We start from the raw sequence: 26,736 nt of genomic DNA on the forward strand, positions 1-26,736 counted from the left end.
CCCTACACCGGCAGCGCGCTGCCGGGCGGCGGCGTGGCCTGCGAGGTCACCCGCGCCGCGCTGCGGCAGGCGGGCCGCGAGATGGAACTCAGCTTCCGGCCCTGGGCGCGCGCGCTGCTCGAGTTCCAGCGCGGCGACCACGACGGTGTCATCGGCACCTGGCGCTCCGAGGAGCGCGAGCGCACCATGCACTTTCCGGCTCCGCTGGGCATCGTGAACCAGGTCGGCTTCATGGCGCGGTCTGATCGCAGGCGCCGCATCGATGACCTGGGCGCTCTGGCCGGGCTGCGCATCGGCGTCGTCCACGGCTACGTGAATCCGCCCCGCTTCGACGCGGCGAACCTGTCCGTCGAAGGCGCGGTGGACGACCTGGCCAACCTGCGCAAGCTGCTGGCCGGGCGCGTCGACCTGGTGCTGATCGACAAGGGCGTCGGCGCCCACCTGTTGGAGACGCAGCTGCGCGAGGCGGCCGGCAGGCTGAGCTGGCTCGATCCGGCGGTTTCGGAGATCCCGCTGTACACGGTGTTCTCCAAGGTCCGGCCCGAGGGCGAGCGCTTCGCCGCCGCGCTCTCCCGCGGCGTCGGCGAGCTGCAGGGCACTGGCCGGCTGGCGGCGCTGCTGCACCAGGGCGCGCGCTGGCAGTGAGGCCCCGCGGCCCGGCCGCGCCGGGCGCCCATGGGAGAATCGCCGCTTCCGTTCCCCCTCCGATTCCCTTCCAATTCCCCCTCCGATTGGCACGGGTCCGTCCGGCCCTCAACGCGCATGTCCCGTCACTTCACGGTGAGCGATTTCGACTTCGCTCTGCCCCCCGAACTCATCGCCCAGCATCCCGCCGCCGAGCGCAGCGCCTCACGGCTGCTCGACGGCCGCGCCGACCCGCCGGTCGACCGCGTGTTCCGCGAGCTGCCCGAGCTGCTCCATCCCGGCGACCTGCTGGTGTTCAACGACACCAAGGTCATCAAGGCGCGCCTGTACGGCGCGAAGGCCAGCGGCGGGGCGGTCGAGGCCCTGGTGGAGCGCGTGTTGCCCGGCACGCGCGAGGTCTGGGCCCACATGCGCGCCAGCAAGAGTCCCAAGCCGGGCGCGGTGGTGCGCTTCGCCGAGGCCTTCGATGCCGAGGTGCTGGGCCGCTGCGGGCCGGACGACGGCCTGTTCCACCTGCGCCTGTCCGGCGATCCGTTCGAGCTGCTGGAGCGGCACGGCCATGTGCCGCTGCCGCCGTACATCGCCCACGACGACTCCGCCGACGACGTGCGGCGCTACCAGACCGTGTTCGCGCGCGAGCCCGGAGCCGTCGCCGCGCCGACCGCCGCGCTGCACTTCGACGAGGCGCTGTTGGCGCGCCTGGCCGAGCGCGGCATCGGCACGGCGCATGTGACGCTGCACGTCGGCGCCGGCACCTTCCAGCCGGTGCGCGTCGAGTCGCTGGCCGAGCACAAGATGCACAGCGAGTGGTTCCAGGTCACGCCCGAGACCGTCGACGCGATCGCGCGCTGCCGCGCCGCCGGCGGCAAGGTCACCGCGGTCGGCACCACGACGCTGCGGGCGCTGGAGTCGGCCGCGCTCGGCGGCGGCCTGAAGGCCGGCGCGCGCGAGACCGACATCTTCATCACGCCCGGCTTCGACTTCCAGGTCGTGGACCGGCTGGTGACGAATTTCCATCTACCCAAGAGCACGCTGATGATGCTGGTCTCGGCCTTCGCCGGTTACGAGCCGGTCATGGCGCTGTACCGCCATGCGATCGCCCAGCGCTACCGCTTCTTCAGCTACGGCGACGCGATGCTGCTGGAGCGCGCCCGCGGCTGAGCCCCCGCCGGTGTCACAACCGGGTAGGCTGCGTCGTCTTGTGAGCAAGACGACACCGGACGACGCGCCATGCCCGACATCGATTCCTCCTCTGCTGCTTCCGATGGCGGCCACGCCGCGCCGGCGGCGGCCGACCAGTCCCCGGCGGCCCGCGCGCTGCGCTTCGACCGCGAGCACGCACGTCCGCTGCGCGCGCTGGCCTACCGGATGCTGGGCTCCCGCGCCGAGGCCGAGGACATGGTCCAGGAAGCCTGGCTGCGCTGGGCCGATGTCGACGAGACCACGGTGCGGCACGTGGGCGCCTTCCTGTCGCGCCTGGTGACCAACCTCTGCCTGGACCGCCTGCAGTCGGCGGCGGCGCGGCGCGAGCAGTACGTCGGTGTCTGGCTGCCGGAGCCGCTGGTCGACGAGGCCGGCGACTGGTCGCCCAGTCCCGAGGCGCAGGCCGAGTTCGCGCAGGACGTGTCGGTGGCCTTCCTGCTGACGCTGGAGCGGCTGTCGCCGCTGGAGCGGGCCGCCTTCCTGCTGCATGAGGTCTTCGAGCTGGACTTCGACGAGATCGCGCGCCGCCTGGGTCGCAGTGCCGCGGCCTGCCGTCAGCTGGCGAGCCGGGCGCGGCAGCACGTCAAGGCGGACTACGCGCGCCACGAGGTCGAGGACGAGGAGCGCCAGCGCCTGTTCCAGGCCTTCATGGGGGCGCTGCAGTCCTTCGACGTCGAGGGCCTGGCCCGCGTGCTGACCGACGACGCGGTGCTGCTGGCCGACGGCGGCGGCAAGGCGTCCGCGGTGCCGCGGATGCTCGAGGGCGGCGCGCTGGTGGCGCGGACCTTCGTCGGCTTCGTCCGGATGCGCACCAGCCGGGACTGGCGCGTGCGGCCGGCGCAGGTCAACGGGCTGCCGGGCTACATCGTCTACGACACCGCCGGCGAGCCGATCCAGACGGTGGCGCTGCGACCCGCGGCGGCGCCCGGCCGCATCAGCGCGATCTACGTCCAGCGCAATCCGGACAAGCTGCGCCACCTGCCCCGCATGGAGCCCTTGGCGACCCCCGCACCGGATCGGCCCGCGATGCCCGATCCGGGTGCGGATACGCCCCCCTGAAGCGCGGGATGCGCCCATCCGGGGCGTGACGCAAGTCCCGACCCCCGATGCGGACTGTGGTGTCCCCCCGCGCCCACGGGGGGTTGTGAATCCCTACCTTTAGGGACAATCGCCGCCACAAGACCTCTTCACTGCTCGGGACCTCTCATGACGCCGTTGGTTCGTACTTCCATCGCCGTGGCCGCCACGCTGTTCAGCGGCCTGGCCGCCGCCACCACCATCGGCGGACTGGTGAACACCGGCGCCGGCCTGGCTGCCGGCAGCAAGGACAGCAACTACTCGTTCTCCGCGATCGGCAACGCGGCCGGCCTGACCGGCAACGGCATCGTCAGCAACGGCAGCCTGGATCCGTTCCCGAGCTGGCTGGCCAACACGGCCAGCTCCTCGTGGCTGATCCCCGGCGCCAACCAGAACACGAACTACAGCCCGACCTCGAACTCGGTCTTCACCTGGTCGCTGAGCTTCGACCTGACCGGCTTCGACGCCAGCAGCGCGTCGTTCACCGGCCAGTGGGCGGCGGACAACAAGGGCGTGCTGCTGCTCAATGGCAACGTGATCTCGACGATCTCCAGCCAGCGCGGTTACGCCGGTTGGACCTCGTTCGCCGCGTCGACCGGTTTCCTGGCGGGCGTGAACACGCTGCAGTTCGTCGTCACCGACAACGTCGACCGCACCTACAACTTCACCGGCCTGCGCGCGGAGTTCCTGAGCTCCAACGTCAACGCGACGATCGCGCCGTCGGTGCCGGAACCGCACAGCTATGCGCTGATGCTGGCCGGCCTGGGCGCGCTGGGCTTCGTGGCGCGTCGCCGCCGCGGCTGAACACCCCGCGCCCGATGAGCAGAAGCCGCTGAGTGATCAGCGGCTTTTTTCATTGCACTGACCGCCGGTCGCCCCAACGAAAAAGCCGCCGATGAACGGCGGCTTTCGAGCCAGAGGCGCGGGGGGCTTTTATTCGTCGCCGCCGGTCAGCAGCGGGATCGAACCTTCCGAGTTCTTGCCCAGCAGGCCCGCGCGGCTGTACACGCCGAGCTTCTCGCGCGTGTCGGCGATGTCCAGGTTGCGCATCGTCAGCTGGCCGATGCGGTCGGCCGGCGAGAACGCCGCGTCTTCCACCTTCTCCATCGACAGGCGCTCCGGCGCGTAGGTCAGGTTGGGGCTGACGGTGTCCATGATCGAGTAGTCGTTGCCGCGGCGCAGCTCCAGCGTCACCTCGCCGGTGATCGCGCGGGCGACCCAGCGCTGGGCGGTCTCGCGCAACATCAGGCACTGCGGGTCGAACCAACGGCCCTGGTACAGCAGGCGGCCGAGCTTCATGCCGTTCATGCGGTACTGCTCGATCGTGTCCTCGTTGTGGATGCCGGTGACCAGGCGCTCGTAGGCGATGTGCAGCAGCGCCATGCCGGGGGCCTCGTAGATGCCGCGCGACTTGGCTTCGATGATGCGGTTCTCGATCTGGTCGCACATGCCCAGGCCGTGGCGGCCGCCGATGCGGTTGGCTTCCATGAACAGCTCGACCGCGTTCGCGAACTGCTGGCCGTTGAGCGCGACGGGCACGCCTTCCTCGAAGCGCACGGTCACCGTCTCGGCCTTGATCGCGACGTCGTCCTTCCAGAAGGCCACGCCCATGATCGGGTTGACGATGTTCATGCCCTTGTTCAGGAACTCCAGGTCCTTGGCCTCGTGGGTGGCGCCCAGCATGTTGGAGTCGGTCGAGTAGGCCTTCTCCACGCTCATCTTGTAGTCGAAGCCGTTGGCGATGAGGTATTCGCTCATCTCCTTGCGGCCGCCGAGTTCATCGATGAAGGTCTGGTCCAGCCAGGGCTTGTAGATCTTGAGCGCCGGGTTGGCCAGCAGGCCGTAGCGGTAGAAGCGCTCAATGTCGTTGCCCTTGAAGGTCGAGCCGTCGCCCCAGATGTTGACGCCGTCCTCGCGCATCGCCACGACCAGGGCGGTGCCGGTGACGGCGCGGCCCAGCGGCGTGGTGTTGAAGTAGGTGGCGCCGCCGCTCTTGATGTGGAAGGCGCCGCACTGGATGGCGGCGATGCCTTCGGCCACGAGCTGCGCGCGGCAGTCGATCAGGCGGGCGATGTCGGCGCCATAGGCCTTGGCCTTGCGGGGAATCTCGTCGTAGTCGGACTCGTCGGGCTGGCCGAGGTTGGCGGTGTAGGCGCAGGGGATCGCGCCCTTGCCGCGCATCCAGTGCACCGCGGCGCTGGTGTCCAGGCCGCCCGAGAAGGCGATGCCGACGCGCTCGCCGGCGGGAATCTTTTGGAGGATGGTTGCGGCCACGGGCAGTCTCGCGCGGAAGTGGGAAAACAGCCGGCGATTCTAGGGCGCGCCCGGCGAGCAGGCTTCGCGGATGGGCGATGGAGAGGTGGCGCCGATAGCAGCCCTTTTAAGGGCCGCTAACCCAGGATTCAGGGGTTAATGGCCCTTAAAAGGGCTGTTATCGCGCTGGAGCCAGTGGATCTTCCGGGCCTGAGAGCCACCCGATCCGACCCTGCCCCGACTCGCTGAGCGAGGCCATGAAGCCCTCGGCCGCCGACTCCGGCAGCCGCAGCGTGACCTCGACGAGCGCGCCATGCGCCACCTCGACCAGTTCGGCGCCCGCCTTCTCCGCCTCACGCCGCAGCAGGCCTTCCTGCGCGTAGGGCAGCGTGCAGCGCAGCGTCCGCAGCCGCACCATCGGCACCTTCTCCGCCTTCAGCAGCGCCTGGGCCACCGCGTCGGTGTAGGCCCGCACGAGGCCACCCGCGCCCAGCTTCACGCCGCCGAAGTAGCGCACCACCGTCGCCAGCACGCCGTCCAGGTCCTGGTGCCGCAGCACCTCCAGCATCGGCCGGCCGGCGGTGCCGCCGGGCTCACCATCGTCGTTGGCGGCGGACTGGCCCCCCGCCATCAGCGCCCAGCAGACATGCGCGGCGCCGGGGTGCTCGGCGCGGAGCTGCGCGACGCGCGCCAGCGCGGCGGCCCGGTCGGGCACGGCCTCGACACAGCCGAGGAAACGGCTCTTCTTGATGATCAGTTCGGCGTGGACCGGCGCGGCAAGGCTCGAGGGCATGGGCGCGATTGTCGCGGCGCGCCGGTCATGCGGTCGTGCTCACGGCATGTCGGAGAGATCGCCGAGATGCCGCCGCTTGATCGACTCCACCGTGCCGTCGCGCAGCATCTCGTCCATGGCGTGGCGCATGCGGTCGCGGTCCTGCTGCGGCACGCGCTGGCGGGAAAGCGCCAGCGCGCCGATGCTGCGTTCGTGGGGCGCGTAGGACATCGCCACGAAGGACGCGAACGTGGGGTCGGCCCGCCGGGCGCTCGCCAGGCTGTGGGCGCCCAGCACGACGGCATCGCCCCGGCCGGCCTTGAAGATGCGCACCGCGGTCGGCTGGTCGGGGGCGTCGTCGATGCGGCCCTGGGTGCGCAGCGTCGCGATCCAGGACTCCAGCGTCGGCGTGAAGGCATAACCGCGCACGACGATCAGGCGCCGCTTCGAATCGGCGAGGAAGGCCGCCGGCGTCGTGAGCGCGCTCGCCAGCGCCGGTCGCAGGACCACGTACTGCCGGGACTCGATGTAGGGGATGAACTCGACGAGCAGTTCGCGCTCGGGCGTCATCAGCGCGGAGACCGTCATGTCCATCTGGCCGGCGCCGATCTGCGCCCAGATGCGCACGCGGGATTCGGTGCGCGCTACCAGCTTGCAGCCGCTGCGGCGGGCCAGTTCGTCGATGACGTCCTTGTCGATGCCGGTCCAGCGGCCCTGGGCGTCGCGGTAGTAGAGGGCGCTGTACTCGTACAGGCCCACCGTGTACGGCCCGCAGGCGTGCGCGGTCGTGGCGACCAGACAGGCGGCCGTCGCGGCCAGGGCGGCGATCCAGGACCTCAAGATGCTTCTCCCAGGAGTCTGCGCCCCCAATTGGGACGGGAGTCTACGTCGCCCCTGGGGGAGCCGGTCGGGCGAAACCCCATCGAAGGGGGGCCGATAATCGCGGCCATCATGCTGAAGTTCGAACTGCTCAAGACCGAGGGCCGCGCGCGACGCGGCGTCATGACGCTCAACCACGGCGTCGTGCAGACGCCCATCTTCATGCCGGTGGGCACCTACGGCACCGTCAAGGGGGTGATGCCGCGTTCGCTCGAGGAGATGGGCGCGCAGATCATCCTGGGCAACACCTTTCACCTGTGGATGCGGCCAGGCCTGGACATCATGAAGCAGTTCGGCGGCCTTCATCGGTTCGAGAGCTGGAACAAGCCCATCCTGACGGACTCGGGCGGCTTCCAGGTCTGGTCGCTCGGCGAGATGCGCAAGATCAGCGAGGAGGGCGTGAAGTTCGCGTCCCCGGTCAATGGCGACAAGCTGTTCCTGACGCCCGAGATCTCGATGCAGATCCAGACGATCCTCAACAGCGACATCGTCATGCAATTCGACGAGTGCACGCCGTATGAGACCAAGGGCCAACTGACGACCGAGAAGGAGGCGCGCCTCTCGATGGAGATGAGCCTGCGCTGGGCCAGGCGCTGCCAGGACGAGTTCGCGCGGCTGCAGAACCCGAACGCGCTGTTCGGCATCGTGCAGGGCGGCATGTTCGAGCAGCTGCGCGACGTGTCGCTGGCGGGGCTCAAGGACCTGGACCTGCCGGGCTACGCGATCGGCGGGCTGTCGGTCGGCGAGCCCAAGGCGGACATGCTGCGCATCCTGGACCACATCGCGTACCAGCTGCCCGACAACAAGCCGCGCTACCTGATGGGCGTGGGCACGCCGGAAGACCTGGTCGAGGGCGTGCGCCAGGGCGTGGACATGTTCGACTGCGTCATGCCCACCCGCAACGCGCGCAACGGCCACCTGTTCACGCGCTTCGGCGACCTGCGGCTGCGCAATGCGCGCTACAAGGCCGATGAGAAGCCGGTGGACGAGACCTGCAGCTGCTACTGCTGCCAGAACTTCAGCCGCGCCTACCTGCATCACCTGGACCGCTGCGGCGAGATGCTGGGTCCGATGCTGACCAGCGTGCACAACCTGCACTACTACCTCAACCTGATGAAGGAAGTGCGCGAGTCGCTGGACGCCGGCGACTTCGAGGGCTTCCGCACCCGCTTCCTGGCGGATCGGGCGCGCGGGATCTGACGACCGGTCCGATGACAGCGCCGTTGCCCCTCGCCCCGCGACTGCAGGTGGACCTTGCTGCCCGCAGCATGCTCAAGGGGCACCGTCCGGCGGTCGTCTGGCTCACCGGCTTATCTGGCGCTGGCAAGTCGACGGTTGCGGACCGGCTCGAGCAACGCCTGCATGCGCGCGGCCTGCACACCTACCTCCTCGACGGCGACTTGATGCGTGGCGGTCTCAACCGCGACCTCGGCTTCGCCACTGCGGACCGTATCGAGAACATTCGCCGTGTCGGCGAAGTTGCGCGGCTCATGGTCGATGCAGGCCTGGTCGTGATCGTGGCGCTGATCTCGCCGTTCCGGATGGAACGCCAAGCTGTGCGGGAGCGCTTCCCACCGGGCGCATTCTTTGAAGTGCATGTCGACGTGCCTCTGGCAGTGGCAGAACAGCGCGACCCGAAGGGCCTCTATCGCAGGGCCCGAGCGGGCCTGCTCAAGGACTTCACGGGGATCGACTCCCCATATGAGCCGCCTGTGGCGCCAGAGCTGCTTCTGCAAACCGAGATGCTTTCGCCGGACGAGGCTGCGGACGCCGTGTTCGAGCTATTGCGCGAGGCGCGCGTCTTCGCTGTATGAGCGCCTCTCATTCACCGACGAATTCTCCCAGTGCGGTGCGCAATGCGCCGAGGTGACGTTCGTAGTTCCGCCACCGACCTGACGACCGCTGGTACAGCGGCTGCCGAACCTGCCAATTGCTCGGTGTGGCGACGGTCGACCTGCTCGCGTGGAAGTCCAGGCAGGAGTCGTTCCAGCCGAGACCGGCGTGCGCTAGCGCGGCCTCGATCTGAGGACGGGGATCGGTGACTAGCGCGTCGTAGTCCACGTCGTGGATGTCTTCGCCGTAAAGGGAGTGCCAGTGCGCCATCAACCGGCGGTACTGGCCGTACCAATGCGCGATGTCCTCAAGGTCCAGCGCGTATGGCATGGAGGGCCCCAAGTGGAGGAAGAACACTGACAAGCAGTTGTCCAGAGCGGCGCGGCGCGTGTGCAGGATCTTCGCGTTGGGGAACAACTGCTTGATCAGCCCGACGAACAGGAAATTGTCCGGCCGCTTGTCGGTGAGCAGAGCCGCACCGGGGAAGCGTAGTGCGACGCCGTTGCGGTACTCGCGACGCATCAGTTCCGCTAGCTCCGCGGGCAGCGGTCGGTCCGGTTGCGACAGCCGTGGAAGAAAGTGGCGCTGGGCGAGCTCCGGCAACAGGTCGATCTCTCCACCGGCGGTGGCACCGGGATGGCTGCCGAGAATCTGCTCGATCAGCGTTGAGCCCGATCGAAACATGCCGCAGATGAAGACCGCTGGCGACGGTACTTCGTCCACGGCTGCTTGGGCCGGCTGGCGTGACTGGCTGATCAGCGCGTCGACAAGCCGCGCATGTGCCTCGCGGTCATAGCTCAGTGGCGTTCGGCCATAGCTGTAACGCGCAGCTTGGTTGGCGATGCCATAGACGGCGAACGCTTCATCGTACGCGCCAGCGTCATCGAGGCCTTTGCCCAACGCGTAGGCGAGGTCGGCTTGCTCCGCTGGGTGCCTGCCCCGAACGCTGAGCGCATGTCGCAGGCGATGGATCAGCGGGTCGGCGGTCGAGTCGATACGGCGCAGGTTGGCCAGACGGGACAGCGCGAGCGCGTGGCCGGGCTCGACGGTCAGCGCTTCCTCGTAGCGGCGATGGGCGGCGGCGCGTTCACCGCGCTGCTCATGCAGGTTGCCGAGGTTGACCAGTGCAGGCAAGAAGCGCGGAGCGATCGCAAGCGCTCGTTCGAGCTCCGTCATCGCCTCGTCCGGGCGGCGCAAATCCTCGGCCAGGATCACGGCGCGGTTCAGATAGATCTCTTCCGGCCCGACGGCGCCGAGCAGTCGGGCGCGGTCGTAGGACACCAACGCGGCCTCGAAGTTGCGCTGAAGCCGCTGCAGATATGCGAGGTTGAACCAGTCGTCCGGCTCTCCGGGAGTGACGCGCAACAAGGCCTCGTAGGCGGCGATCGCTTGCGACGGGCGGCCGGCCGCCAGATGGTCGACAGCAGCGTCGCGCAAGGATGAAACGGGGTCTTGCATGGAAATGGAGGGCCGTCGGAGGGCGGGCGGCGATTCTGGCACGCGGGTCGAGGCGGCGGCCCTGGCATGATCCCGGCCATGCTCAAGTCGTTGCTCGCGCCGTTGCGCTGGCTGATCCGCGTCGTCCTTGCCGTCGTCATCCTCTTCGAGGAATGGGGCTGGGAGCCGCTGCAGCGGGTGATGGCAGCCATCGGCCGGCTGCCGGTGCTGCGGCAGCTGGAAGCCGTGGTGCGACGGCTGCCGCCGTACCTGGCGCTGGTCGTGTTCCTGCTGCCGGGCCTGATGCTGCTGCCGATCAAGCTGCTGGCGCTGTGGCTCATCGGCATCGGCCGCCCGGGGCTCGGGCTCGCCGTCATCGTACTGGCGAAGGTCATCGGCACCGCGATCGTCGCGCGGATCTTCGCGCTCACGCATCCCGCGCTGATGACCCTGCCATGGTTCGCGCGGCTCTACGGCCGCTGGACCGTCTGGAAGGAAGCGCTGCTCGCCTGGGTCCGGGCGAGCGCGGTGTGGCGATCGGCGCGGGCGCTCCGGCTGCGGATCCGTCGGGTGTTTCGGCGCGGCGCCAGTGGCGCCTGAGCCTGGAGTCGGCAACGTGAATCTCACGCCGAAGCTGGTGGCGGGTTTGGCCATCGGCCCCCCGGGCCTCGACCACGTGACCATCCCATGGTGATCCTCATGCGAATCCCGCTTCAGCTCCGTCAAGTCGTCGCGGCGGCCACGCTGCTTTTCGGGATGGTCGCCGCGATCACCGCCCCCGAGCCCTTCAGCTGCCCGATGCAGATTCCCCTGACCCAGCAGTCGCTGGCGGCAGCGCCTTCGGGCTGGGAGGCGACCACCGCGGGCAGCGAGCGCACCCAGCACGACCTCACCAACTTCGCCGTCAACGGCGGCCCGGTCGGCTCTCCCAATGGCGAGATCTACGACAAGGAAGAAGAGCGCAAGGACGGCAAGGGCGGTGCGACCCGCACGCAGCGCTGGAACCTTCAGGGCATGTCTGGCGGTTTCGCCGTCTGTAGCTACTTCCGCACGCGCGTCGAGCTGGCTCGCTCGCTGGACGGCTATTCCAGCTGCGAAGTGGTCTACAAGCGCTCGAGGAACAGCGACTTCAAGATGGCATCAGCGACGTGCCGCTGACGCTGGGCGGGGATCACTCCGCCCGCGCCTGAACCTTCGCGCGAAGTCAGCGCGGTGTGGCGCTTGGCGCCGACGCCCAAACTCAGGATCCATTGGCCGGCGCAGCGTGGCCTGCGCGACATCTGATCCCCTGCACCCATGCAGGAACATGTGAGAAGCCGGCGCAACACCTGACCCCGGAAAGCGGAAGGCCTCCTTTCGGAGGCCTTCACACTCTTTACACTGGGTCGCGCCCTTTCGGGTTGTCTAGCCAGCGCGTCGGAGGCGACTGTATGCCGCCGATGACCGCCTGGTCAACCACTCCAGCATGTTGCCTCCCGCAGTCGCCTTCGAGCAGATCGTCTCCAAGCCACGCCTCGACAGCTATCGAGGCTATTGGAAGGTGGGCCGCGATGCGGCTGTCGGTCTGTACATGTGGAACGGCGAGGTGTGCGGCGAGATGTCGAAGCTGCTCTCCTATCTGGAGATTTGCCTCCGCAACGGCATTCATCGAGAAATGAGTTTTCACGTCTCGGGCGGGGCCGACCGGAGCGTCCATTGGTGGGACGGTGTCTCGAGCCAACTGAAGCCCGAGGCGCGAAGCCAGATCCAGAAGGTCCGTGACAAGTCACCTCACGTGCTCCTGAGTCCGGATGAGATCGTCTCCCGCATGAGCTTCGGGTTCTGGCCCAACCTACTGGCCTGGATCGCCAAGCAGCGGCCAAAGGTGGCGTCGAAGATCCTTCCAGCGCATCCGCTGAGCCAGCCTGGCGCCAAGCTGAACTGGTTCAACGCACCTGCTCGGCAGCGCGCGGTCCGGCAGTTTCTCGAGTTCAGCGAAATCAGGAACCGCATTGCCCATCACGAGCCGCTCTGGAAATTCGCTGCCGTGCTGGACACGGCACCCAACCCGGCCACACAGCTGTTCCCCGCGTCGACGGACGAGGCAACGACCCTGGTCCGATTCGAGCGTCTGATGAAGCAATATGACGAGGCCATCGCGTCGCTGTCCCCGCTGCTCCACGCAAGCATCCGGACGTCGAGTTGGCGCATGAGGCTGGATTTCCTGTTGTCTCCGCGTGGCGTGCGGCGATTCAAGGACTGCCGCCATGTGACCCATCCCACGGTCCTGGACGCGACCGCTTTCAGCGACGAGTTCGCGGCCGTCGTCCAGCGCGACATGCCAGTGAAGCTGAGGGATGAACGGGGCGAAGGGATCTTCGTCCCGACCTGATCACCCCGTCCTTGAGCCCTTGCAGCCTCTCCTCAGACGGGACCACTCAGCCCCGCGCCTCCGACGGCTGCGGCCGGCTCGCCGCCGCAACCGGGTCGAGCAGGCCTTGCACCTTGGCGCGAAGCTCCTCGACGCTCACGTCGTGCGGCAACGGCGCCCCGACCTTCACCTCCAGCCGCCGTCCCGGGCGCAAGCTCCCCAGCCGCGCGGCGGTCGATTTGCCGTTCCTCGCGAACGCGGTCTCCCACAAGCCGCTCAGGCCCACCGGGATGACCGGCACCGGGTTGGCGTCGAGCATCCGGCGGATGCCGGGCTTGAACTCCGCCAGCTGACCATCGCGGGTCAGCGCGCCCTCGGGGAAGACGCACACCAGCTCACCGTTGCGCAGGGCCGCATCCACCGCGGCCAGCGCCCGCTCGAGCGTCTCGGGTTCCTTCTTCGCCGACGCGATGGGAATGGCGTTGACCTGGCGGAACAACCACGACAGCACCGGCACCCGGAAGATGCTCGCGTCCATCACGAAGCGGATCGGCCGCGGGCAGAGCGCGCTCAGGACCAGCGCGTCCACGTAGGAGACGTGGTTGGGCGCGAGGAGGGCCGGTCCTTCCTCCGGAATGTGGTGGGCGCCCGTGGTGCGGAGCCGGTAGATCGTGTGGACCACGAACCAGCTCAGGAAGCGCCACAGGAACTCGGGGACGGTCCGGTAGATGTAGATCGCCACCAGTGCGTTCAGGCCGGCGCAGATCAGGATGATGCTCGTCACCGAGACGCCGTAGGCGAGCAGGCCGGCCGACATGCCGGCGGCGATGACCATCGCGACGGCGTTCAGGATGTTGTTCGCGCTGATGATGCGCGACTGCCGCTCCGGCGCGGTGCGCAGCTGGACGAAGGCGTACAGCGGGACGATGAAGAGGCCGCCGAACAGGCCCAGCAGCGCGACGTCGCCGAGGACGCGGAGGCTGCCGCTGGTGGCGAGGAATTGAGTCCAGGTCAGCGGCAGCTTGGCCGAGGAGGCATGCAGCGCCGCGGCGAAGCTGTCGCAGGACCAGGCCAGGTCGGCGGTGAACAGCGACAGGCCGATGGAGCCGATGGGCACCAGGCCGATCTCCACCTTGTGGCCCGACAGGCGCTCGCACAGCAGCGAGCCCGCCGCGATGCCGATGGAGAAGGTGGCCAGCAGGACCGTCACCACCGTGGTGTCCCCCTGCAGCACTTCCTTGCCGAGCCCCGGGATGTGCGAGAGGACCACGGCGCCCACGAACCAGAACCAAGAGATGGCGAGCAGGCTGTTCCAGACGCCTTCGCCCTCCCGCTTGCCCATCTTCACCGTCGCGAGGGTCTCGGACACCACGCTGAAACGGAGCTTCAGGTCGGGCGCCGCCTCGCCGGTGGCGGGGATGAACAGGCTGGAGGCCAGGCCCAGGATGGCGAAGGCCAGCAGCGCGATGGACAGCCAGAGCGGGTTGGTCGTCATCGCGGCCATGACGCCGGCCACCAGCGTGCCCAGCAGGATGCTGAGGAAGGTGCCCATTTCCAGCAGGCCGTTGCCGCCGGTGAGTTCCTCCTTGGCCAGGACCCGCGGCAGCAGCGAGTACTTGACCGGGCCGAAGAACGCCGAGTGGCAGCCCATCGCGAAGATGGACGTGAGCAGCACCGGCAGGCTCTTCATGTAGAAGCCCGCGCTGGCCACGACCATGATCGCGACCTCGGCGGCCTTCACCGCGCGGATGACGCGGGCCTTGTCGAACCGGTCGGCCAACTGCCCGGCGTAGGCCGAGAACAGCACGAACGGCAGGATGAAGAGACCCGCTGCCATGTTCGCGACCAGCCCCGCGGACAGCGTCGTGTACTCGGTGGCGTGGAAGGTGACCAGCAGGATGACCAACTGCTTCAGGAACGAGTCGTTGAACGCGCCGGCCAGCTGCGTGGCGAAGAACGGTCCGAACCTGCGCTGCCCCAGCAGGGCGAATTGACTGGTGTGGGAAGAGTCGCTCATGGGAGGGCTCGCTGAGGGAGTCAGGGGGGAGGGTGGGGGCGTCGGGGGGAGGGCCCGGTCAGGGGCCGGCCGTGACGCGCTGCGTCGCCTGGCCGCGGCCGGTGCGGCTCAGCCAGCTGAAGATCGTGTCGGCCGTCGTGGTCTCGATGTGGCCGGAGAAGCGGCGCGCCGACGGATGGTCGTCGAAGGCGACGTTGGCCATGCCGATGCGCGCGCCCAGCCGCTTCGCGGTCGACAGGCGCAGGTCCGACGGCGTGTAGCCCTGGCGCTTGAGCCAGTCCTGCGCCTGGGCGCGGTTGAAGACCTCGCGCGGCGCGGCGGCCGCGGCCAGGGTCTCCAGCGCCCACTGGTTGCTCTGTTGGTACTCGCGCGACCAGGGGTAGGCCACCATGCTGTAGGCCGGCGTGTGCATGGCCGCGGCCCGCGCGTTCTCGCGCAGCAGCGGCAGCAGCGCCTGCTGCAGTTCGGGCTGCAGCACCGAGAAGGCGGCCTCGTAGCGGGCCGGGTTGTCCATGAAGAACTCGCCCAGGCCCTGCCGGTACAGGTCGGCCAGCGCCGTGCCGCACTGGTTGAGCTTGTGCATCACGCGCCAGACCGGCTTGGCGCTCGCGCCGCTGCCCGCCGTGTCGCGGTAGACGAAACCCACATGCGACCAGCGCAGGCCGTACTCGGTCAGGTCCTGGCCGGCGCGCGCGAGCAGCACCACCTCGGCGCCGCTGCGGTCCAGCGCCGCGGCGGTGGCCTGGGCGAGGTCCATGCCGCGGCGGATCTGGTCGGGCGAGGGCGGCTTGTCCTCGCACGGCCGGCCGGCCTGCGCCGGACCGGCCGCCAGCAGCGCGCCCAGCGCGGCGGCGACCAGCAAGCCCCTGGGGTGCGCGCCGCTCATGGCGTGACGCGGTCCCGGTGGGTGACGCGTTCGTTGTGGAGCAGCGAGGCGCCGATCTCGTTGGGGATGAAGGCGATGGCCTCCCCGGCGGCGGACAGCACGTAGCCGGTGCTGATCGCGGTCACGACGACGGCCGTGCCGATCGAGGTCGCGGCGCCGGCGACCACCTTGCCGGAGAACTCGACGCTGAGGCGCGCGCCGTCGGACGCGCGCTCCAGCACCCAGACGGTGCCGCGGGCGGTGCTCTCGATGGCGACGACCACGAAAGCCGCGCCGGCGGACAGCACCACCGACGGCGCGACCACCGAGATGGCGACCGGCACCGCGGACAGCGCCGCGCTGGCGTCGCTCGGTCCGCCGTGGGCGCGGGCCGCGCCGCTGGCGCCCAGCAGGGCGAGGGTGGTGGCGGTCAGGACGCTGATCAGGGACAGGCGGGCACGCATGGCGGAGCTCCTGGAAGGCGGGCGAGCGGGGCTGGGACGGGGCGGCGAGGCGGGCGGGCGCATCACTCGGCGGCCGCGACGGCTTCGCGGTGGGCCTCGCGGCGGCCTTGCAGGCGGGCCTCGGCGAGGTCGGCCTCATGTGCATCGCGCAGCATCTTCGCCAGCGTGAACACGTTGGAGATCAGGTAGAGCCAGCACACCAGCAGGTAGGCCTTCCAGACGGGCTGGATCTCCATGCGCCACAGGCCCCAGCCGGTGAGCGCCATGGCCAGGCCGAAGCCGCTCCACACCACCAGGCCCCACATCGGGGTGTCGGTGCGGGTGGCCTGGTTGTCGCGGATGTACTTGGACAGCGCGAAGGCCGTGGACAGGCAGAACACATAGCCCATGACCATGAAGGCCCGGTCCAGGTCGGCGCCCGGCAGCCAGGCCAGGCCGATGGCGCACAGCGCCACGCTGATGCCGAAGGAGATCCACACCTGGTAGCGCCAGGCCTGGGTGTCGCGCTGGACGCGGATGTGCGGGGTGTTCATGTCGTCGTTCCTCCTCGATGAAAGGTCCCTCGGGACCGATGGGTTGCCGGTGGCGATGGCGCGACTGTCGCTGTCCTCGCCCTGGTCCCCCTGATGTTTGGCGGCGAGTATCGCGCGCCGCCCGTCCCGGTATCGATCCGTGCTACCGCGCGGGACGACCCGGTTCAGGGGGGGCGGTCAGGCGGGCCCCGGGCCGAAATGCCGGGCGGTCGCGTAGACCGACGCCCCCAGCGCTTGCCCTTGCCAGCGAGCCAGCCGCTTGAGGGCGAGATCAAACATCAGCGGGTGGTGGTCCCGCAACGCCCCCAAAGGAGCGACGTGGTTTTCATCGAGCACCCCCGCCCGGACGAGTTGCGGCAGGCGCACCAGCGGCAGCACGCCCGGCAGCGGGTAGTCGGAGCCATGCAGCAGCCGGTCGTGCCAGTCCTGGCGGCGCAGCACGGTCCGCCAGACCTCCGGCCGCCGGTTGAACTGGAAGATCGCCGAGACATCGCCAAGCAGCTGTCCCCGCCAGGCCGGTTCGTCCATCAGGCGGGCGAAGAGCTCGAAGGCCGGGGCGGGACGGGGTCGCGGCAGGTCCAGGTCCATCGCCAGCCCCAGCGAGGCGCAGTGCGCCGCGATCACGCGCACGCCGTGACGTAGCGGCTCGCGCAGCAGCAGCGGATTGCCCAGGTCCTGCCGGTTGGCGCCGGGGACGGCGTGCTCCTCGCCGCAATGGACGATCAGCGGAAGCCGCGCGGCGGCAAGGCGGTCGTAGAACGGCCGCAGCCGCGGGTCGCGCAGGTCGATCGCCATGCTGCTGGGCAGCCATTTCAGGGCCAGCGCACCGCCGGCGATCGCACGGTCCAGGCGGGCGAGGGCGTCCTCGCGCCGCGGATGGATGCTCGCCACCCAGCCGAAGCGGTCGGGTCGCGCCTCGGCGACCGAGCGGGCGTAGGCGTCGGGCACATGGAAGGTGGTCCAGTCCGGCCGTCGCTGACCGTCGCCGTCGACCGCCTCGTCGAAGGCGAACAGCAGCCAGCGCGCGCCGACCGGGAACGCGTCCGCCAGCGCGGTGAGGCGGCGAACGTAGGCCCGGTCGATCTCGCCGTCCGCCACCGATCGGGCGTCCACGCAGGCGCCGTTGAGGATCGCGTGCTTGCGGACGAACTCGACCGGATGCCACCACTGCGACAGCGAGGGCGCGATCCAGCAGCCTGAGCCGGAGTCGCCGGTGCCGATCAGGTGGGCATGCACGTCCCACAGCTGGGCGAGGTCCAGGCCCTCCCAGATCCGGGCGAGCCAGTCGGGATCGACGCCGGCGATGGGCGCCTCGGGCGAGCCGCAGGGATTGCGCAACGGCCCTGCATCGGCCGCGAGCGCGGAGAAGAGGCCGGCAGCGGCGGCGGCGCCGCAGCACAGGAGATGACGTCGTCGGAGCATGGTCGCGTCCGCAGGAGTGAACACGGCCGCGATCGTCGGCAGGACCGTGCGGCGTCACACGATCGGCTTGCGGCGGTATCGCGAGGCGGCCCCCGCGGGGTCGATCGGCGCTACCGAACTGCGCTAACGTCCGCCGCCATGGCGAGCACGCAATCCCTCATCGACCTCATCAAGACCGAGCTCAAACAGGCCGGCATCAGCTACGCGCAGCTGGCGACGGCGCTGGACCTGTCCGAGTCCAGCGTCAAGCGCATGTTCGCCGCGGGCGGCGAGATGCCGCTGTCGCGGATCGACGAGCTGTGCCGCGTCCTCAAGACCGACTTCGCCGAGCTGTCGCAGCGCCTGGCGCAATCCCAGCCGCTGCGCCGCGAGCTGACGCTGCAGCAGGAGCGCGAGGTCGTCGCCGACGAGAAGCTGCTGCTGACCGCCCTGTGCTGCCTGAGCCAATGGAGCTTCGAGCAGATCGTGGCGACCTACCGGATGAGCGAGGCCGACGTGACGCGCGCGCTGGTGCAGCTGGACCGGCTCGGCATCATCGAGCTGCGGCCGCTGAACCGCTATCGGCTGCAGGTCGCCAAGACCTTCCGCTGGCGACCGCAGGGGCCGGTGATGGGCTTCTTCCGCGAGCACGTCATGCAGGACTTCTTCGCCGGCGGTTTCGACAACGACGCCGAACTGCTGATGCTGGTCCATGGCCAGCTCAGCCCCGGCATGGCGCGCGAACTGCGCGACCGGCTGCAGCGTGTCGCCGAGGACTTCGCCCGCCAGCATCTGCTCGACCAGAAGCTGCCCGACCACGAAAAGCGCCAGTTCACGCTGATGATGGGCATGCGCTGCTGGCTGTTCGAGCGCTTCAGGCACCTGCAGCGGCCGGCCGGCGTCACGAAGGCGATGAGCCGCTGATCGCGCCTGTCACCAGAATTCCCAGCGCCCGCTGTACACGACCCAGAGCCCGAGCACGCCGTTCGTCACCGCGTGCGCGATGACGGCCGTCCACAGCTTGCCGGTGCGGACGTAGAGCCACGCATAGGCCGCGCCGGCGACGATCGCCGCCAGCCACAGCGTGTGCGCGAGCATGAAGACGAAGGTCGAGAGCACCAGCGCCCGCAGGCCCGCCGCTCTGGGATCGACGCTCTCGAACCGCGGGCTGGCGATCCAGCGCATCAGGAAGCTGCGCCAGAAGAGCTCCTCCATCACCGGCACGATCAGCGCCGCGCCGATCCAGCGCACCGTGATCAGCGGCCAGTCGGGCGTGCCCGCCGCGGTCGTCGGCACGAAGGGGGCGGTCGCATCGCCGAGCCGCATCCACGGCGCATCCAGCGAGATCCAGAGCCCGAAGACGATCAGGCCGACGACGACGCTCAGCCCCGCCTCGCCGGCCGTGGGGCGGTTCTGGCGGGCGAACTCGCCGTAAGTGCGCCAGAACCAGGCCAGCGCGCCACCGACGACGACGAGGTTCAGCGCATAGATCCAGCGCGGATCGAGGCCCCAGGCGTTCTCCTCGGGCAGGGCGCCCCGCAGCGCCAGCAGCGCCATGAACAGGGCGAACGGGACGATGCGGGCCCAGGCGGCGTGACTCAATGGCATCCGGCGAATGTAGCGGCCCGGGGCGACGGGATCATGCGGGCGGGGCCTGGATGTCGCTTCGGGATCCCGCGAACGCATGGCGCAGCGCCTCGATCGCGTGCCGGACCTTCGCCGGCTGCGCATCGCGCTGCGGCGTCATCACGTACACCGGCAGGGTCGGCAGCGACCAGCCCGGCAGCAGCGGCAGCAGGCGACCCTGCGCCTGCGACTCGTCGACGTCCTCGGCGCCCAGCATGGCCAGGCCCATGCCGGCCTCGCAGAACTGCTGCAGGCTGAGCTGGTTGTTGCTGCTGGCGCGCGGGCTGATGCGCAGCATCTCCTCGCGGCCCTCCGGGCCCACCAGCGAGAAGCTCCGGATCGCCCCCGTGTCCGAGCGCAGCAGCAGCCAGTCGTGCCGCGTCAGGTCCGACATCGATACCGGCACGCCGCGGCGCGCCAGGTAGGCCGGCGCCGCGTACAGGCCGACCGTCTTCTGTCCGATCCGCTGCGCCGCCCAGCTGCTGTCGGGCAAGCGGCCGAAGCGCACCGCCAGGTCGATGCGCTTGGCGACGAGGTCGGTGAAGCCGTCATCGACCTCCAGGTGCAGGCTCAGGCCCGGATGCGCCGCCAGCAGCGGTGCCAGCGCCGGTCCGATCTGCCGCGCCGCGCCGACCGGCGCGCTGATCCGCAGCTCGCCTTCCGGTGCGTCGCGCAGGTGGTTCAGCTGCGACTGCGCTTCCCGCGCGGCCGCCAGCATGGCCTGGCAGCCCTGCACGAAGCGCTCGCCGGCCGGCGTCAGGCTGATGCGGCGCGTGGAACGGTGCAGCAGCGTGACGCCCATGTCGCGCTCCAGCGCGCGCAGCTGCTGGCTGACGGCGGAGGTGGTCGTCTGCAGCTGCCGGGCCGCCGCCACCAGGCTGCCCTGCTCGACGACCGTGGCCAGCACGGCCATGCGGCGGAGTTGATCCAGCATCGGGGGATTATGTAGATGGTCTAAAGAATGAAGGCGGATTCTGAGGACTTCATCGGCGATTGTGAAGTTCCTACAGTGGATCCCGTCGCGACGCTCCTGTCGCATCCCCCCGAATTCCTCGGAACCACCCTCGGAATCTCCCTCGAAAGGACCCCCTCATGAAAGTCGCCCTGATCGGACCCACCGGCTTTGTCGGCAGCGAAGTGCTCAAGGAGCTGCTGGCCCGCGGCCACGAGGTGATCGCGCTCGCGCGTGATCCGTCGAAGCTCGAAGCGCGCAGCGGCCTGACCGTGGTCCGGGCCGATGCCAAGCAGGCGGACCAGGTGGCCGCGGCCGTCGAGGGCGCGGACGCGGTCGTCAACGCCTTCAACCCGGGCTGGTCGGTGCCGGACATCCACACCGAGTTCCTGGAAGGCACCCGCGCCATCTATGCCGGCGTGAAGCGCGCCGGCGTGAAGCGCCTGCTGGTGGTCGGCGGCGCGGGCAGCCTGTATGTGGCGCCGGGCGTGCAGCTGGTCGACACGCCGGAATTCCCGGACCAGTGGAAGCAGGGCGCGCTGGCCGCGCGCGAGGCGCTCAAGCTGATCCGCGACGAGTCCTCGCTGGACTGGACCTTCCTGTCGCCGGCCGTGCACCTGGAGCCGGGCGAGCGCCGCGGCAGCTACCGCGTCAGCCTGGACACGCCGGTGATGGATGCCCAGGGGCCGGCCCACGTGTCGACCGCCGACCTGGCCGTCGCCATCGTCGACGAGCTGGAGCGCCCGCAGCACATCCGCCGGCGCTTCACCGTCGGGTACTGATCGCGTCGTCCGCGCCCGCGGACGCGGGCGCTCAGGCGCTCTGCTGCTCGAGCAGGTAGTTGGCGTCGTCGTACTGGCCGAGCGTGTCCACCAGCGTGGGCAGGCATTCGGCCAGCTTGTCGTGCAGCACGAAGGGCGGATTCACGACGAACATGCCGCTGCCCATCATCCCGAAGCCGCGTTCGTCCGCCTGCGCGACGGTCAGGCGCACATGCAGCCAGCCCTTCTTCGCAACGGGCTCGGCCGCGGCCTTCAGGCGCTGCACCAGCTGCACCGACTCGACCGTCTGCAGCTGCGGATACCAGATCGCGACCGTGCCGTCGGCGAAGCGCTGCAGCGACTCGCGCAGCGCGGCGACGACCTTGCCGTAGTCGGCCTTGATCTCGTAGGGCGGGTCGATCAGCACGACGCCGCGGCGCGACGGCGGCGGCAGCTCGGCCTTCAGCGACGCGAAGCCGTCCTGCTGCAGCACCTGGGTGTTGGGCCGGTCCTCCAGGTAGCTCGCGAGGATGCGGTGGTCGGTGGGATGCAGCTCGTAGCAGCGCAGCCGGTCGTCGAAGCGCATCAGCATGCGCGCGATCGCCGGCGAGCCGGGGTATTGCTCGAGCTTCTTGCCGGGGTTGAAGTCGTGCACCAGCTGCACGTACTGCTGCAGCGGCCCGGGCAGGTCCTTGCGCGCGTAGAGGGCGGCGATGCCGCCCAGGTGCTCGGCGTTCTTCTGGGCGTAGCGGCCGTCGAGCGCGTAGCCGCCGGCGCCGGCATGGGTGTCCACCACGGTGTAGGCCTTGTCCTTCTCCGCCATGTAGCGGAGCACCTCGGCCAGCACCAGGTGTTTGAGCACGTCGGCATGGTTGCCGGCGTGGAAAGCGTGTCGGTAAGCGAGCATGGGCAGGACTGTAGCGTGCCGGCCCGGGCCTCACAGCTGGAAGGCGCCCGGCGAATACGGCGTTCCCGCCGGCACTTCCTGGAGCGCGCACGGATGCAGGTACTGCATCACCGGCTTGAGCCGCTGTCCGTCGACCGTGCCCGCGTCCACCGCGCGGCCGATCAGCGGCGAGGTGGGCCGCAGCCGGAAATCGAAACGGTCCGGATCGACGAAGCTGTCCAGCTCGACGAAGTAGTTGTGGTGCTGTTCCCGGTCGGGCCCGGCCGGCAGCTCCTGCTTGCCGCACAGCAGGTTGTTGATCAGCCGCAGCTGCTGCGCGCGCTGCGCCATCCGCAGGTAGACGCCGCCGGCCTGCCGCCGGTCGACCAGCGTGTTGTTGATCAGGTGCAGCTCATGGCGCCGGTGCGTTAGCCCTTCGCTGCCGTAGGCGATCAGGTGGTAGTTCTCGGTCGACGGACTCTGCTGGATCAGGTTGCCCATCACCAGCGCGACGCCGCCGTTGGGGAATTCGAGCTCGAAGCTTGCGCGGCCGGTTTCGTCGGTCAGCCGGTTGTAGAAGATGTGGTTCACCGCCGCCCGCGACTTCAGCAGATGGCCCGAGGCGCCGTGGTGGAAGTAGCTCGCCAGCACCGTCAGACGGCCGATCGCGCCGACGTAGCAGTTGTGGGTGCGGCCCTCGCCGGGCGCGATGGGCCCGAAGTCGCAGGACTCGATGCGCAGCTCCATCGTCGGATCGTTCCCGGCGAGCAGGCCGTTCTCGTTGTCCTGGAAGCGGCAGTCGCGCAGCGTCAGCGATCCGCGCTCCAGCCGCACGCCAGCGCCGTTGCGATCCGGCACGCGGGCGCCGATGAAGTCCAGGCCCTCGATCGTCATCCGTCGGCCGGTGGTGACGAAGATGCCCTTGCCCTGCGCATGCGCCCCGTTGGCCAGCAGCCGCACCCGCCCGCCGACGGCCCGCAGGGTCAGGTCGTCCTGCGGCCAGACGGCCACGTCGCCGGGGTAGTCACCGGCCTGCACCTCGACCGTCATGCCGGGCCGCGCCTGGGCGGCGGCCGCGGCGAGCGTCTTCACCGGATGGTCGGGACCGACGCGCAGCACCGCCGTCGCGCCGGTCGGGGCCTGGGCTCGCGCCCCGATGAGCCAGGGCGGCAGTGCCAGCAGGGCACCCGTGCGCAGCCACTGGCGACGGTCGACGCCGAAGACGGCACGACGGGGATCGAACGGGGAACCGGATGTCATCGGGGCCTCCCAGGTGATGGCGGGATCAGCATCGCGGGACATGCGCCGGGCCGGCAGGGCGCGTGGGCGCGCGTCATGCACACGTCAAAGCCCGGTCAGGCGCGCCAGGCGGGACCGCGCGCGATGGACGTGGCGCCCCCGCGCGGACGGGCGAGTGTAGCCAAGCGACCTGGCGCGTCCGCGGCCCGCTGCCAAGCCCCCAGCGAGCGTCCGGACTGTCGCCAAGGCGCTGCGCCGGCCGGGTTCGCTCGCTAAGCTGCGGCCCATCCTGAACCGGCGCCCCGCGTGGGCGCCTTCGCATTCCCTTCCGCATTCCAGAGTCACCATGCCCAGTCTCTTCGACCCCCTGCAAGTCGGCGCCGTCTCCCTGTCCAACCGCGTCGTGATGGCGCCGCTGACGCGCAACCGCTCCGTCGGCCTGGTGCCTGGGCCGCTGGCCGTCGAGTACTACCGCCAGCGCGCCTCGGCCGGCCTGATCATCAGCGAGGGCGCCCAGATCGTTCCCGAGGGCCAGGGTTATCTGGACACGCCGGGGATCCACTTGCCCGAGCAGATCGCCGCCTGGAAGCAGGTCACCGACGCGGTGCATGAAGCCGGCGGCAAGATCGCCGTGCAGCTGTGGCACGTCGGCCGCATCTCCCATGCGGATTTCCAACCCGCGGGTGCCCAGCCGCAATCGGCGACCGACCGTCAAGCCAAGAGCAAGACCTTCACCAAGGACGGCTTCGTCGACGTGGCCGCGCCGCGGGCGCTGACGACCGAAGAATTGCCCGGCATCGTGCAGGCCTACGTCCACGCGGCCCATGCGGCGATGGCCGCGGGCTTCGATGCGGTCGAGGTGCATGGTGCCAACGGCTACCTGCTGGACCAGTTCCTGCGCGACAGCATCAACGACCGCGCCGACGCCTACGGTGGCTCGATCGAGAACCGCGCGCGGCTGCTGCTCGAGGTGATGCAGGCCATCGCCGAGGCGATCGGCGCCGACCGCACCGGGCTGCGCCTGTCGCCGGTCACGCCGGTCAACGACGCGGGCCAGGACAGCGATGCCCAGGCGCTGTTCAACCATGTCGTCGAGCAGCTGTCGCCGATGAAGCTCGCCTTCCTGCATGTGATCGAAGGCCACACCGGCGGTCCGCGCGATGTCGCGCCGTTCGACTACGGCGCGCTGCGCGAGCGCTTCAAGGGCGTGTACATCGCCAACAACGGCTACACCCGCGAGATGGCGATCGAGGCCGTGTCCACCGGCCACGCGGACGCGGTGGCCTTCGGCCGCAGCTTCATCTCCAATCCGGACCTGGTGCGCCGGCTGCGGCTCAATGCGCCGCTGCAGAAGGCCCATTCGGCCACGATGTACGGCGGCGGCGCCGAGGGCTACACCGACTATCCGGCGCTGGCGGACTGAGCGGGGCACAGGCCCTCACCCCTACCCTCTCCCGCAAGCGGGAGAGGGAGCAAGAGGCGAGAGCCCGGCCGGTGTTACTCCCTCTTCCGCTTGCAGCGAAGGGAAAGAAGGGTGAGCGCGGCTAGTGTTGCTCCCTCCCCGCTTGCAGGGAAGGGAGTAAGAAGCGTGAGCCCGGCCGGTATTACTCCCTCTCCCGCTTGCGGGAGAGGGCAGGGGTGAGGGCCAGCGACCGCCGCAGGACGAGGGTCAATCCTTGCCCTTCGTCTTCGACCGGAAGAGCTCGGCGATCGAGACCTCGCGCGGCCCGGGCCGGACGGTGAACGCCTGTCCCGCCGCGATCGTGCCGGGCTGCCGCACCGCGAGGTAGAACCCGCACCAGCCGCTCTGGGTCATCATCTTCGCGGCCTTGTTGAAGCCCATGACCGCGTTGAACTTGAAGCAGGGATAACGCGGCTCGCTGATCGCGAGCTCGCAGTCGGGGAAGACCAGCACGTCGCCGATCCACGCGTCGCCTTCGAGCAGACCGGTGATCGACAGGTTCTCGCCCACCGCGCCCCAGGGCAGCGGCGCCTCCCAGCCCGCGACCTGCGCCTGGGCGCGCACCGTGCGCCAGAAGTCGTAATGCTCGGCGGGATACGCGTAGACGGCCTTGGACAGGCCGCCGTGGACGCTGGGATCGGCTTGCTCGTCGCCCTCCACGCCGAGGGGGCGCACCTCGCGCGCCTCGGCCACGGGCTGCTTGCGGATGCCGGTCATCACCGGCCGGCCGTCGATGAGCAGCGGTTCAGCGCGGGCCGTGTTCAGACTGATCAGTTGCATCCGGCGATTCTGCCGCAGGCGTGGTCTCGACCAGGCCGGGCTCGCGCTGGCGCAGCGCCTCGCGCAGGGCATCGAGCTCGCGCGCCTGATGGCGCTCGCGCCGCAGGTGCTCGAGCGCGAAGGACAGGTCGCCGGCCATCTCGTCCAGCAGTCCCATCACCTGGGGATCGAAGAAGTCCGGCTCGCCCGCGAGCAGGCTGAGCGCGCCCACCACCTCGCCGCCGCGGCGCAGCGGAAAGGCCGCCATCGACTCGACGCCCGGTGGGATCAGCGGCGCCCCGGGCGCCGTCAGGCTCGGATCCTCGAGCGCGCGGTTGCTGACCTGATGCCTGCCCTCCACGATGGCGCGGGTCGCCATCGAGCTCCGCGCGAACGGCGCATCGGCACGCCAGCGCTGCGGCGCGCCGGGCATCAGCCGGTCGGCGGGGCCGTGGTCGGCGACGCGCTCGAAATGATCGCCATCGACCAGCACCACCGCGGCGAAGCGCGCATGACCGGTCTCGACGCAGATGCGGCACAGGTCCTCGAACAGGTGCTGCTCCGCGCGGGGATCGTGGAGCGCCTCGGCCTCGCGGCGCACGATGCGCTGGTTGGTCTGCGACAGCGCCTGGTAGAGCCGCTGCAGCCGTTGGCGCGACTCCTGGCCGGCGCGGCGCTCCTCGTCGTAGCGGGTCCAGACGGTGCAGACGACAACGCCGCACAGGCCCGCGGTGAGCAGCACCAGCAGCAGGCCGAGGTGGGCGGCGTCGGTGGCGCCCTGCCGGGCGCGTTCGGTGTCGACGCGCGCCTGGCTGAGCTGGAAGGCGATCAGCTCGTCGAGCATCCGCATCGTGGCCAGGCGACGCTGGTTGAGCTCGCGCAGGGCTTCGGGGGTCGGCGGCAGGTTGGCGGTCAGCGCGGCCCAGAGCTGGTCCAGCTGCGGCTGGGTGCGGGCGATCAGGGCCGTCTCGGCCGGCGCCATGCGGGTGGCCAGGTAGCGGCGCCAGAGCGCGCGGGTGGCATCGGCCAGGCGGCGGCCGGCGCTGTCCAGCTGCGCGGCGTCGGGCTGCTGCGCCTGCGCGATCAGCAGCGCGCCCAGGTGCTGCGCGCCGAGCGTGTGCTCGATCTCCCGCAGCAGGTCCACCGGCACGAGGCGGTCTTCGTAGAGGGATTGCGCGATGCCGGCCAGCCGGCTCGACTGCCACCACCCCAGCAGCGCCGACGCGGCCACCAGCGCGAGCGCGAGGCCGAGGACCAGGTACAGGCGGGCGCGGAGCGAGAGACCGGTGGGAGCAGACATGGGCGTCAGCGCGTTCGTCGGG

Annotated in this window: 26 protein-coding genes and 1 pseudogene; 12 read left to right on the forward strand and 15 right to left on the reverse strand. The window is 69.9% G+C overall.

What is annotated here, in order from left to right; genetic code table 11:
• The 4 genes from ACTJKJ_RS23055 to ACTJKJ_RS23070 all read left to right on the forward strand — a co-directional run.
• Nucleotides 1-645 (forward strand): substrate-binding periplasmic protein (locus ACTJKJ_RS23055; protein ID WP_440822326.1); only part of this gene is annotated, 645 nt, incomplete at its 5' end.
• Between the two features lie 117 nt (nucleotides 646-762).
• Nucleotides 763-1,806 carry a tRNA preQ1(34) S-adenosylmethionine ribosyltransferase-isomerase QueA gene (queA, locus tag ACTJKJ_RS23060; RefSeq protein ID WP_297379511.1) on the forward strand — a complete coding sequence of 348 codons (1,044 nt, stop codon included), beginning with the start codon at nucleotides 763-765 and terminating at the stop codon, nucleotides 1,804-1,806.
• A gap of 69 nt (nucleotides 1,807-1,875) precedes the next feature.
• Entirely contained in the window at nucleotides 1,876-2,907 is a 1,032-nt protein-coding gene (sigJ, locus tag ACTJKJ_RS23065) for an RNA polymerase sigma factor SigJ (RefSeq protein ID WP_183493255.1), read from the forward strand.
• Nucleotides 2,908-3,054: 147 nt separating this feature from the next.
• The gene (locus ACTJKJ_RS23070; protein ID WP_183483551.1) at nucleotides 3,055-3,729 is read left to right on the forward strand and encodes a PEP-CTERM sorting domain-containing protein; all 675 of its coding nucleotides are present in this window, start codon (nucleotides 3,055-3,057) and stop codon (nucleotides 3,727-3,729) included.
• 129 nt (nucleotides 3,730-3,858) lie between these two features.
• Here ACTJKJ_RS23070 and argG read toward each other — a convergent pair whose 3' ends face one another.
• From argG to ACTJKJ_RS23085, 3 genes are all read right to left on the reverse strand, one after another.
• Nucleotides 3,859-5,199 (reverse strand): argininosuccinate synthase, encoded by a 1,341-nt coding sequence (gene argG, locus ACTJKJ_RS23075; protein WP_343635342.1) that lies wholly within the window; start codon nucleotides 5,197-5,199, stop codon nucleotides 3,859-3,861.
• 157 nt (nucleotides 5,200-5,356) lie between these two features.
• Entirely contained in the window at nucleotides 5,357-5,971 is a 615-nt protein-coding gene (locus tag ACTJKJ_RS23080; protein ID WP_440822330.1) for an IMPACT family protein, read from the reverse strand.
• 39 nt (nucleotides 5,972-6,010) lie between these two features.
• The gene (locus ACTJKJ_RS23085; protein WP_440822332.1) at nucleotides 6,011-6,790 is read right to left on the reverse strand and encodes a substrate-binding periplasmic protein; all 780 of its coding nucleotides are present in this window, start codon (nucleotides 6,788-6,790) and stop codon (nucleotides 6,011-6,013) included.
• 111 nt (nucleotides 6,791-6,901) lie between these two features.
• Between ACTJKJ_RS23085 and tgt the strand changes: the two genes are divergently transcribed.
• Nucleotides 6,902-8,029, forward strand: coding sequence for a tRNA guanosine(34) transglycosylase Tgt (gene tgt / locus ACTJKJ_RS23090; RefSeq protein ID WP_440822334.1), 1,128 nt, complete (start codon nucleotides 6,902-6,904; stop codon nucleotides 8,027-8,029).
• Between the two features lie 41 nt (nucleotides 8,030-8,070).
• Nucleotides 8,071-8,643 (forward strand): annotated as a pseudogene (cysC, locus tag ACTJKJ_RS23095) (adenylyl-sulfate kinase); the annotation flags it as partial.
• A gap of 7 nt (nucleotides 8,644-8,650) precedes the next feature.
• Here cysC and ACTJKJ_RS23100 read toward each other — a convergent pair.
• Nucleotides 8,651-10,120 (reverse strand): tetratricopeptide repeat-containing sulfotransferase family protein, encoded by a 1,470-nt coding sequence (locus tag ACTJKJ_RS23100; RefSeq protein ID WP_297379532.1) that lies wholly within the window; start codon nucleotides 10,118-10,120, stop codon nucleotides 8,651-8,653.
• 78 nt (nucleotides 10,121-10,198) lie between these two features.
• Here ACTJKJ_RS23100 and ACTJKJ_RS23105 point away from each other — a divergent pair, with 78 nt between their 5' ends.
• From ACTJKJ_RS23105 to ACTJKJ_RS23115, 3 genes are all read left to right on the forward strand, one after another.
• Complete coding sequence (locus tag ACTJKJ_RS23105) at nucleotides 10,199-10,699, forward strand: hypothetical protein (RefSeq protein WP_297379535.1); 501 nt, start codon at nucleotides 10,199-10,201, stop codon at nucleotides 10,697-10,699.
• Nucleotides 10,700-10,786: 87 nt separating this feature from the next.
• The gene (locus ACTJKJ_RS23110; RefSeq protein WP_297379536.1) at nucleotides 10,787-11,257 is read left to right on the forward strand and encodes an STY0301 family protein; all 471 of its coding nucleotides are present in this window, start codon (nucleotides 10,787-10,789) and stop codon (nucleotides 11,255-11,257) included.
• 307 nt (nucleotides 11,258-11,564) lie between these two features.
• Nucleotides 11,565-12,470 (forward strand): hypothetical protein, encoded by a 906-nt coding sequence (locus ACTJKJ_RS23115; protein WP_297379539.1) that lies wholly within the window; start codon nucleotides 11,565-11,567, stop codon nucleotides 12,468-12,470.
• Between the two features lie 46 nt (nucleotides 12,471-12,516).
• Here ACTJKJ_RS23115 and ACTJKJ_RS23120 read toward each other — a convergent pair whose 3' ends face one another.
• The 5 genes from ACTJKJ_RS23120 to ACTJKJ_RS23140 all read right to left on the reverse strand — a co-directional run bounded on the left by ACTJKJ_RS23120 (nucleotide 12,517) and on the right by ACTJKJ_RS23140 (nucleotide 17,750).
• Nucleotides 12,517-14,466: an MFS transporter gene (locus ACTJKJ_RS23120; RefSeq protein WP_440822338.1), complete on the reverse strand. Its 1,950-nt coding sequence runs from the start codon at nucleotides 14,464-14,466 to the stop codon at nucleotides 12,517-12,519.
• A 58-nt stretch (nucleotides 14,467-14,524) separates the two neighbouring features.
• Nucleotides 14,525-15,352, reverse strand: coding sequence for a DUF2145 domain-containing protein (locus tag ACTJKJ_RS23125; RefSeq protein WP_440822340.1), 828 nt, complete (start codon nucleotides 15,350-15,352; stop codon nucleotides 14,525-14,527).
• Nucleotides 15,349-15,795, reverse strand: coding sequence for a hypothetical protein (locus ACTJKJ_RS23130; RefSeq protein WP_091729364.1), 447 nt, complete (start codon nucleotides 15,793-15,795; stop codon nucleotides 15,349-15,351). The genes ACTJKJ_RS23125 and ACTJKJ_RS23130 overlap by 4 nt, the downstream gene beginning before the upstream one ends.
• A gap of 62 nt (nucleotides 15,796-15,857) precedes the next feature.
• The gene (locus tag ACTJKJ_RS23135; RefSeq protein ID WP_091729361.1) at nucleotides 15,858-16,328 is read right to left on the reverse strand and encodes a YiaA/YiaB family inner membrane protein; all 471 of its coding nucleotides are present in this window, start codon (nucleotides 16,326-16,328) and stop codon (nucleotides 15,858-15,860) included.
• Between the two features lie 177 nt (nucleotides 16,329-16,505).
• Nucleotides 16,506-17,750 (reverse strand): amidohydrolase family protein, encoded by a 1,245-nt coding sequence (locus tag ACTJKJ_RS23140; RefSeq protein ID WP_440822342.1) that lies wholly within the window; start codon nucleotides 17,748-17,750, stop codon nucleotides 16,506-16,508.
• A 138-nt stretch (nucleotides 17,751-17,888) separates the two neighbouring features.
• On the opposite strand from ACTJKJ_RS23140, the gene ACTJKJ_RS23145 reads away from it, so the two are divergent.
• Nucleotides 17,889-18,653, forward strand: coding sequence for a helix-turn-helix domain-containing protein (locus ACTJKJ_RS23145; protein ID WP_440822344.1), 765 nt, complete (start codon nucleotides 17,889-17,891; stop codon nucleotides 18,651-18,653).
• A gap of 9 nt (nucleotides 18,654-18,662) precedes the next feature.
• On the opposite strand, the gene ACTJKJ_RS23150 is transcribed toward ACTJKJ_RS23145, so the two are convergent.
• Nucleotides 18,663-19,337, reverse strand: coding sequence for a CAAX prenyl protease-related protein (locus ACTJKJ_RS23150; protein WP_440822346.1), 675 nt, complete (start codon nucleotides 19,335-19,337; stop codon nucleotides 18,663-18,665).
• Between the two features lie 31 nt (nucleotides 19,338-19,368).
• Complete coding sequence (locus ACTJKJ_RS23155) at nucleotides 19,369-20,289, reverse strand: LysR family transcriptional regulator (RefSeq protein ID WP_310739757.1); 921 nt, start codon at nucleotides 20,287-20,289, stop codon at nucleotides 19,369-19,371.
• A 158-nt stretch (nucleotides 20,290-20,447) separates the two neighbouring features.
• On the opposite strand from ACTJKJ_RS23155, the gene ACTJKJ_RS23160 reads away from it, so the two are divergent.
• Nucleotides 20,448-21,089 (forward strand): NAD(P)-dependent oxidoreductase, encoded by a 642-nt coding sequence (locus ACTJKJ_RS23160; RefSeq protein WP_091729349.1) that lies wholly within the window; start codon nucleotides 20,448-20,450, stop codon nucleotides 21,087-21,089.
• Between the two features lie 31 nt (nucleotides 21,090-21,120).
• Here ACTJKJ_RS23160 and ACTJKJ_RS23165 read toward each other — a convergent pair whose 3' ends face one another.
• Both ACTJKJ_RS23165 and ACTJKJ_RS23170 read right to left on the reverse strand, forming a co-directional pair.
• A complete protein-coding gene (locus ACTJKJ_RS23165; protein ID WP_091729347.1) occupies nucleotides 21,121-21,975 on the reverse strand; it encodes a 23S rRNA (adenine(2030)-N(6))-methyltransferase RlmJ in 855 nt (284 codons plus the stop codon).
• A 30-nt stretch (nucleotides 21,976-22,005) separates the two neighbouring features.
• Nucleotides 22,006-23,214, reverse strand: coding sequence for a hypothetical protein (locus tag ACTJKJ_RS23170; protein ID WP_440822349.1), 1,209 nt, complete (start codon nucleotides 23,212-23,214; stop codon nucleotides 22,006-22,008).
• 325 nt (nucleotides 23,215-23,539) lie between these two features.
• Here ACTJKJ_RS23170 and ACTJKJ_RS23175 point away from each other — a divergent pair, with 325 nt between their 5' ends.
• On the forward strand, nucleotides 23,540-24,616 hold the full coding sequence (locus ACTJKJ_RS23175) for an alkene reductase (RefSeq protein WP_440822351.1): 1,077 nt from the start codon (nucleotides 23,540-23,542) through the stop codon (nucleotides 24,614-24,616).
• A gap of 246 nt (nucleotides 24,617-24,862) precedes the next feature.
• Here the strand turns inward: ACTJKJ_RS23175 and ACTJKJ_RS23180 are convergent, their stop codons facing one another.
• Together ACTJKJ_RS23180 and ACTJKJ_RS23185 are read right to left on the reverse strand one after the other, a co-directional pair.
• Nucleotides 24,863-25,435, reverse strand: coding sequence for an MOSC domain-containing protein (locus ACTJKJ_RS23180; RefSeq protein ID WP_091729337.1), 573 nt, complete (start codon nucleotides 25,433-25,435; stop codon nucleotides 24,863-24,865).
• Complete coding sequence (locus ACTJKJ_RS23185) at nucleotides 25,401-26,714, reverse strand: GAF domain-containing protein (RefSeq protein ID WP_297379580.1); 1,314 nt, start codon at nucleotides 26,712-26,714, stop codon at nucleotides 25,401-25,403. The genes ACTJKJ_RS23180 and ACTJKJ_RS23185 overlap by 35 nt, the downstream gene beginning before the upstream one ends.
• Between the last annotated feature and the right edge of the window lie 22 nt (nucleotides 26,715-26,736).

Origin of the sequence: Roseateles sp. 22389, assembly GCF_052044995.1 — a bacterium.
In the GTDB taxonomy this organism is placed as follows: Bacteria; Pseudomonadota; Gammaproteobacteria; order Burkholderiales; family Burkholderiaceae_C; genus Roseateles.